Origin of the sequence: Treponema sp., assembly GCF_017430385.1 — a bacterium.
Taxonomy (GTDB): Bacteria; Spirochaetota; Spirochaetia; order Treponematales; family Treponemataceae; genus Treponema_D.
In genome coordinates, this window is record NZ_JAFRNB010000030.1 from 1 (window position 1) to 7860 (window position 7860).

Consider the following 7860-nt stretch of genomic DNA (forward strand, 5'->3'; position numbering starts at 1 on the left):
TCCTAAAAGAGGAGGAGCTGAAAAAGATGTTTGATTCCGGCAGGAAGCCTTGCACCGCGACCAGAAAGAACATGAACCGCATGCTCAATAAGGAGCAGTTCGAGCTTCTTTTGCGGCGCAATCGGATTGAAAATGTCTGGTCTGTCATGAAGCTGAACTACAATCAGATTTATCATCGCGCAAGAAGCGCGACTGGAATGTTCCGGCATTTCTTTTACAGCATTTCTCCTTTTTGCTTCATCTTGTTGAAGACGCCCAGAAGTGGTTCTTGCCTTTTGCTCCGCCTGTTGCAAAACTCGAATTTTGACCTCATATTCACCTAGAAACAAGTGTTTTGCTTTATCAGTTATTGATAAAGTCGTATCCGTTACGCTTTCTTTTTTTTCTATTTTGATGAATTCCTTTTCAAGTAAAAAATGTTTCTCCGTAATTATCAATTCCATGTTTTGAATTGTGTATTCACCATATATGGAACGGAATATACTCTGTAAATTTGCTTCCCAGTCTTGCGAATAGTAGTAGCAAAGAGTATAAAAGCAAAATCTGTCGAAGTCACCGCAAATACGAGAAATCGAATCCTTCACAAAAGGCAGTTCCTTGCATTTTTTCTTCTATTGAGTAGTGATGTCCTGTATCATTAATCTGCAATTCATCAAGCCTCTCTCATCCAAGTCTTCAATCTCGTAATTATGCTGGAGATATGCAAGTGTAGGCATACCTAGATATTCGCTAATTCTTATATTTTTAATATGAGAGAGAGTAATGTCTAAGACTGCACACAAAATTATTACCTGATTCTCATTAATTCCACCGAAATATGCTTTGAACCGATTCAATGTGTTTTGCATTTTTACAGTATTATCATATTTCAACTGTTTTCCTTTCGTGTGCTGACAAACATAATCAATAGCTGCCAAAACATTCCATCTTACTTTTCCAGATTTTTTCATTATATGCCTCCAAACAATAGTTATCTTAGAGATTCACACTGTCAGATAATGCAAGTGCAAAAAAAAAGAAATTTAAGCTGGAAAATTTGAAAGAATTATTTCTCACCCTCATTCCATGCAAGTCTCGTCTGCTATCATTTTATGCAAGCGGGACAACAAGCCCCGCAAGGAGACAACTATGGAAAAAATCATCTCTTTGAATGACAATCAGGTTGAGGAAATCGACATCATCGACAATTTCTTCGTTCAAAAGCAAAATGAACTTCGTGCGGCAATGTGGCAGACTGAAAGAATCTATTCGAATGCTCCTGAATCTTTCGTGGCACGGGCAATCGGGAAAATCTTTGTCGGAAATCAAAATGAACCTCTCATTGTTTTTCCTGATACGAAGTCCGAATTGTTTTCGGAAAAGCACACACTCTTTGCAAATGTAACAAGCAGTTTGACAGACAGTGAATATGAGGAAACGGTAGAATTTTGTGCTGCAACGAAAAATTTTCTGAGCGATTGGACTTGGAATAAAGAAGACACCGTTCCAGATTTGGATAAAGATTCTGTGCGGCTTGAAATCTCGCTCGTTTTTGTTTCGCTTCACCCCTCGTCATACAGGGAATTCACTTTTGACGACATTTTACGCCTTAAGGACAGTACGATTCAAAAACTTCTGACTAAAATCGACACCGTTGATCTTCTGAATGCACTGAAATCAGCAAGTTCGAATATTCAGAATAAATTTTTATTCAATATGTCAAAACGTTCGGCTCAAATGGTTAGAGAAGACATGGAATATATGGGGGAAGTAAAATCACAAGATTCTTATAACTCGCAACAAAAAATCCTTGAAGCAATACAAGATTTAGGAAAATCAGGCGAGATAGAGATTCCAAGACTGACTTATGCGGACAGGAATGAAAAATAAGAGGGCAAGCATGATGATTATGAAAACAGTAAGAAATCTTTATGCCAGGAAACATTGGACAAGAGTGGCGAAATATTTTTTAGATCTTTCGTGTAAAACAAGAAACAAAGGTATTTTAGCCCTCGAAGACTGTGTTTCCAAAAAATGGCGTTGCATAATCGGCAGAAATGGAAAACGACTTTTCAGCAAACTTGAGAGTCGTATCTTTTACGAAGGATTTTGTATGATTCTTCAAGGAACTTGCACTGAAAATGTCCGAAAAAATCTTGAAAATATGGTAGAAAATGCTTATGCCGGAAGAATCGAGAATGTTGCGCTAAAAATCGGGATTGAAGGAATTATCGGCGTACAAGTCGCTGACAATCCACTTTGCATCAAGCAAAAACTCGATACCATTGTTGGGGTACAAACTTTCGGCTTGATTCAGAAAAATTTCGTTCCCAACAAAAAAAATCACACACTTGCGTTCAGTGAGAGTGTGGGCAAGTAAAATATCAGAAAAATCAAACTTCAGGAGAAAAAATATGAACATGAAAAAAATTCTATCTTCATTAGCTGTCACAACAAGTCTCTTAACGGGATTTATCTTTGAAGGATGCGCATCTTCAGGGAAAATTCCAACGGAGACAGAATATGAAAGAATCAGTTTACAAGACATCACTCAAAACTACGAGCTAGACTATCTCAAATCAAGCGGATATGAAGTTTGTGCAATGATTTAAAAAGATTTTGGCAACAAATTTTACCTATATGACAATAATACAGCTTCAACTTTCAAAAATTTCTCGACAAATGATTTTCTATCTTCTTGTCCGGATTTTTATGAAAGAATTGAAGAGAACCGTGAGTACGATTTTTATTTTGCAACCGTCAAGAATAACGCTATTCTTTATCTTCTGAACAGCCCCCAGAACTCTCGCTTATATGAATTAAAACTTATAAAGATTGATGGCTTGCGTACAATTGAAGAAATCAAAGCAGAAAAACAAGCAAAAGAAGAAGAGGCAAGAAAAAAATGGCTCGAAAAAGAGAAAGCAGATGAAGAGGCAAATCGTTATGATGCAAAAGACTTTTACTTCCTTACCGAAAATTTCAGGCCGGCGGATTATGATGAAAAAGATTTGTTTGATGCCGTAAGCATCGCCGATAAAATGCCATGGAAAAATCCTGATGAAATAGACTGGTTCGGAGTCTCGACAAAACTATATTTTTCCGATGTGATATGCACTGGCCAAAACGGAAAATATATTGAGTTTCGAACCGATGACAACGCAATTCACAAAATTATGAAAATAAGCGGTAGAAGCGGTTTGAAGGGCAGCGAAAAAGTACGGGTCTATTACAGAATATCCAAGGAACCGCTTTTGGAATGGAATGTTAAGGCAATTAAAAAAAGACAATAATCCCGAATCAGTCGTTAATCAAGGCAGCTATTATCCCATGCGTTAGCGGGTGTAGTTGCGCCGTGAGGCGTTCTGGAGCGAGCGAAGCGAACGGAAGAATGTAGCGAAAGCGGAACGGCGGAACACGCGACCCGACCGAAGGGAGGGAAACGCCCTAATTTCTAATTTCTCCCTTTTCACATATCACTTTTTTCTATAAAATAGACCTCATGGCAGACGTAAAAACACAATTCAAATCAATTATCGCAGACGCAGTTAACGAAATCATAAAAGAAAAGAATCTTGAGGCTGAAAAAGTCGAGGCAGAGAAAATCGTCGTTCAGCCTTCCCCAAACCCGGAAATGGGCGACTTGGGCTCACCGATGTTCATGTTCGCAAAAGCCCTCCGAATCGCCCCGCCGCAGATTGCACAGGAAGTCGCGGCTAAAATCGCAGGCAAGATTGCAGGCTTGGGCGAGGTTTTGGCAGTGGGTCCTTATGTAAACCTCAAAATGGACAAGGCCGGTGCCGTAAAGTCAATTCTTTCAAAAATCGAATCTGAGGGCGCGCAATACGGAACTTTAGGCAATGACGGAAAGCCCCATCTTGAAGGCAGCCGCATCATGATTGAGTTCTCTTCACCCAACACAAACAAGCCCCTTCACTTGGGTCACATGCGAAACGACGCTTTGGGTGAGTCAGTCAGCAGAATCCTTAAAAAGGCAGGAGCCGAGGTCTGCAAAGTTGACCTTATCAACAACCGCGGAATCCACATCTGTAAGTCAATGCTCGCATACAAACTCTTCCACGAGAAAAACGGTGACACACCGGAAAGTCTGGGAATGAAGGGCGACCACTTTGTCGGTCAGTGCTATGTTGAATTCGACCGCTACTTAAAAGGCGAAAAAGACAAGCCTGAGACAGCCCATCCCGAAGCACAGGAAATGGCCGAAGAAATGCTCCGAAAATGGGAAGCCGGCGACGAAGAGACGAGAAAGCTCTGGCAGACAATGAACGACTGGACTTTCAACGGCGTAAAAGAAACTTACGACCGCACGGGAGTCAGCTTCGACAAATTCTACTTTGAAAGCGAAACATACCTCAAAGGTAAAGACGAAATCCAGAAAGGATTGGAAAAAGGCGTATTCTTCAAGGCAGAGGACGGAAGCGTTCGCGTTGATGTCACGGAAGCCGTGGGCAAAGGAAAAGACGGCGAAGACCACGAAAAAGTCCTTCTCCGAAAAGACGGAACATCTGTTTACATCACACAGGACATCGGAACCGCAATCAGCCGCCACGACGACTGGGCTTTCAACGAGCTTGTCTATGTCGTCGCAACAGAGCAGAACTTCCACTTCAAAGTCCTCTTCTATATTCTCAAAAAACTGGGCTTCGACTGGGCCAACAAACTCTATCATCTCGCTTATGGCCTGGTAAACCTTCCGAACGGACGAATGAAGAGCCGCGAAGGCACAGTCGTTGACGCAGATGATTTGATTGACTCGCTCCACGCCGATGCCCTCAAGGCTATCAAAGAAAAAGGCCGCGAAGAAGAAGTCGGAAACGCAGACGAAGTTGCAGAAAAAGTCGCACTCGCTGCCCTCCACTACTATCTCTTGCAAGTCAGCCCGATAAAAGACATGGTTTTCAATCCGGAAGAATCATTGAGCTTCAACGGAAACACAGGCCCATATTTACAGTACATGGGAGCACGCATCGCTTCAATCTTGCGAAAGGCCGCAGACGAAGGAACAAGCCCTGCAAGTCCTGAAAAGGCCGCTTCTCTTCTCAAAGCAGGCGAAGAATGGGATCTGGTAAAACGCCTTGGCGAATATCCAGAGACAGTAGCAAGAGCCGCAACAGCCAAAGACTCGTCAATCATGGCAAACTACATCTACGACATCGCAAAACTCTTCTCAAAATTCTACCAGCAGTGCCCGATTATGAGCGCCGAGACAAAAGAGCTCAAAGAAGCCCGCCTCGCACTCGCAAAGGCAACTCTCAGAGTGCTCAAAGAAGCAATGGGGCTGGTTCTCGTGCCATACCTCGACCGTATGTAAGGAACCGAAAATCCAAATGAGCACGACAAAGCAAGTGCTCACTCCATGGATTTTCGGATTCCAACGAGAATTTTTCTTTCAGAAAAATTCTCTCTTTGCTTTTTCGCCGCCTCCGTACGGCGTTTTTTTTGTTAAACAGACTTAACAATTTTGCCACATAATTATCAACTCCATTTAACATTTTTACCCTATTTTTGTTAAATTCACTTAACAAAACTGCAATTCCATGCTATTCTAAAAACATGGAAAAGCTTATAGAACTTTATCGAAAGAAAATCACAGCGACTCAGATTGATTATATTCGACATGATGAATACGAAATCAATTGGAACGCACGCCTTGTCAGCATTCGCGGAGCAAGGGGCGTCGGTAAAACCACTCTCATACTCCAGCATATCAAAAACACTTTTTCCGACAATCTTTCTAAAGCACTCTATGTCAGTCTTGACAACCTTTATTTTTCGGAACATTCTCTGATTGAACTTGCAGAAACATTCCTTAAGAAAGGAGGAACACACCTTTTTCTGGACGAAGTTCATAAGTACCCGGACTGGTCTCGCTCTGTAAAAAATCTATATGACGATTACCCTGAGCTTCATGTCGTGATTACAGGCTCCTCTCTCCTGGAAATTCTGAACGCTCGCGCCGATTTAAGCCGTCGCGCACTTAGTTATGAAATGCAGGGGCTTTCTTTCCGGGAATATCTGATTATAAAAGAAAAAAAAGACTTCCCGATTTATTCCCTCGAAGAAATCATTTCGCAGAATGAAAATCTTTCGGCAGAAATTGTTTCCAAGATAAAACCCTTCATGTATTTTGAGAATTACTTACAGACCGGCTATTACCCTTTTTTTCTTGAAGGTGAGAATGACTACAACAACCGTCTGAACGAAACGATAAACATGATTTTAGATGTCGAACTACCAATTCTTCGTGGAGTCGAAATCTCCTGCATCCCAAAAATCAAAAAATTGCTTTCCGTGATTGGCCGGAGCGCGCCCTTTATCCCGAATGTGACAGAACTTGCTGCAAAAATTGGTGTCGCCCGGCAGACCTTGCTTTCATATTTTAAGTATCTCGAAGAAGCCAATCTTATCGGCCAGCTGTTCAAGGAAAGTCGTGGTCTGGGAATGTTGGAAAAACCGGACAAGATTCTTCTCGAAAACACGAACCTCATGCACCTGTTTGCCGAAGAAAAAGCAGACATCGGCTCGCTCCGAGAGACCTTCGTATTCAACCAGCTCAAAAAAGCCCATAAAGTTCAGTTCTCAACCAACTCAGATTTTCTCGTGGACGGCAAATACACCTTTGAAGTCGTCGGCAAAAACAAAAAACGCACTCAAATCAAGGAAGTCGAAAACTCCTACATCATCGCCGACAACATCGAGTACGGCACCGACCGTCGCATACCAATCTGGCTTCTGGGATTTTTGTATTAAAGTTGGCGGCTCCCCCACTCGCGTGGGGTCGGGCGTTCCGCCATTACGCTGTCGCTCCAGCCCCTCACTCACTCGCCTACGCTCGTTCAGCTCGTGGCCGCCTTCGGCGTGGCTCCATGCCCTAGCCGATGAGCTAAGCAATCGCCCCATATCGCAGTAATTGAAAAAGCATTATAATGATGCTGTTAGTCTAAAAAAACGGAGTTCTATACAGAAGCGTTATTTCATGCTGCCCGCAAGAAAGCTCAAGAGCCATATACATAATGTTTCCTTTTAAGATTGGAGTATCTTTTCCGTCAACAACCGCGCTCCAGCCTTCATGATATGGAACAGGTATACATAAAATTCCATCCTTCTCCATTTTGATATGCCCGGAAATCTTGTTGGTCTCAAAAATCACATTCTCCAAGTGAGAGTCCGAAAGATTTTTTAGTTCATCGCACAACTGCTTTGTCGGAAGAGAAAGAAGTTTGAAATCAGAAAATTCATATTCCCCTTTATCATCTAATGTAATGCTCACAGAATTTATCGGGAAAGATTCATCACAGTACCCAAGATTCACGCAAATCGAAGCTTTTCCCGAATAATACCTGTATCTTGGTAGTTCCAAATCATATTTTTTCTCATAGCCATTGTCAGTTCTGATTGTAAAAGTTTCCCATTGAGGTTCTTTTCCGTCATTCCTATGATAATCCATGTCTGTCATTCGAAGATAGACATTTGAACCTGAATCCGACACAAATTTTAGCGTAATCATAGCATTATCTATTTTAGCTACAATTTTGTTTCCCTCATATACAATTTCTGACTCATTGAAATCAGGAACAAAAGAAAGTTTTTTGACACCCGTATCAAAATCCATAAGATTCCGCGCTCGTACCGATGGATTTTCTACAACTATTGCTTTTGCAAGCACAGATTCTTTTTCAACGGCATTCAGCTTTTCAAAATCCTCACGGAGAACATAAGTTTCATAGACATAGCCGAAGGGAATAAAATTTTCATTCCGTAATATATTCTTATCGCTTGTCGCAGAATAGCCGAACATCGTAGGAAATTGCTGGGAATCATCGATAAAAGTATATCGGACACAAGCCAAATCAGTAAGGA

At 41.6% G+C, this 7860-nt stretch carries 9 protein-coding genes; 6 read left to right on the plus strand and 3 right to left on the minus strand.

The window, feature by feature from the left end; translation table 11 throughout:
• Positions 1–2: 2 nt before the first annotated feature.
• Positions 3–443, minus strand: coding sequence for a hypothetical protein (locus tag IJJ71_RS02225; protein ID WP_296845052.1), 441 nt, complete (start codon positions 441–443; stop codon positions 3–5).
• 168 nt (positions 444–611) lie between these two features.
• Positions 612–950, minus strand: coding sequence for a hypothetical protein (locus IJJ71_RS02230; RefSeq protein WP_296845053.1), 339 nt, complete (start codon positions 948–950; stop codon positions 612–614).
• Positions 951–1128: 178 nt separating this feature from the next.
• On the opposite strand from IJJ71_RS02230, the gene IJJ71_RS02235 reads away from it, so the two are divergent.
• From IJJ71_RS02235 to IJJ71_RS02260, 6 genes are all read left to right on the plus strand, one after another.
• Positions 1129–1869 (plus strand): FliG C-terminal domain-containing protein, encoded by a 741-nt coding sequence (locus tag IJJ71_RS02235; RefSeq protein WP_296845055.1) that lies wholly within the window; start codon positions 1129–1131, stop codon positions 1867–1869.
• 223 nt (positions 1870–2092) lie between these two features.
• Positions 2093–2359, plus strand: coding sequence for a hypothetical protein (locus tag IJJ71_RS02240; protein WP_296845057.1), 267 nt, complete (start codon positions 2093–2095; stop codon positions 2357–2359).
• A 34-nt stretch (positions 2360–2393) separates the two neighbouring features.
• Positions 2394–2591, plus strand: a complete 198-nt coding sequence (locus tag IJJ71_RS02245; RefSeq protein ID WP_296845059.1) for a hypothetical protein — start codon at positions 2394–2396, stop codon at positions 2589–2591.
• 231 nt (positions 2592–2822) lie between these two features.
• Positions 2823–3272 carry a hypothetical protein gene (locus IJJ71_RS02250; protein WP_296845061.1) on the plus strand — a complete coding sequence of 150 codons (450 nt, stop codon included), beginning with the start codon at positions 2823–2825 and terminating at the stop codon, positions 3270–3272.
• A gap of 209 nt (positions 3273–3481) precedes the next feature.
• Positions 3482–5311 (plus strand): arginine--tRNA ligase, encoded by a 1830-nt coding sequence (gene argS, locus IJJ71_RS02255; protein ID WP_296845062.1) that lies wholly within the window; start codon positions 3482–3484, stop codon positions 5309–5311.
• Positions 5312–5553: 242 nt separating this feature from the next.
• Positions 5554–6750, plus strand: a complete 1197-nt coding sequence (locus IJJ71_RS02260; RefSeq protein WP_296845064.1) for an ATP-binding protein — start codon at positions 5554–5556, stop codon at positions 6748–6750.
• Between the two features lie 190 nt (positions 6751–6940).
• Here IJJ71_RS02260 and IJJ71_RS02265 read toward each other — a convergent pair.
• Positions 6941–7860 (minus strand): YfhO family protein (locus IJJ71_RS02265; RefSeq protein WP_296845066.1); only part of this gene is annotated, 920 nt, incomplete at its 5' end.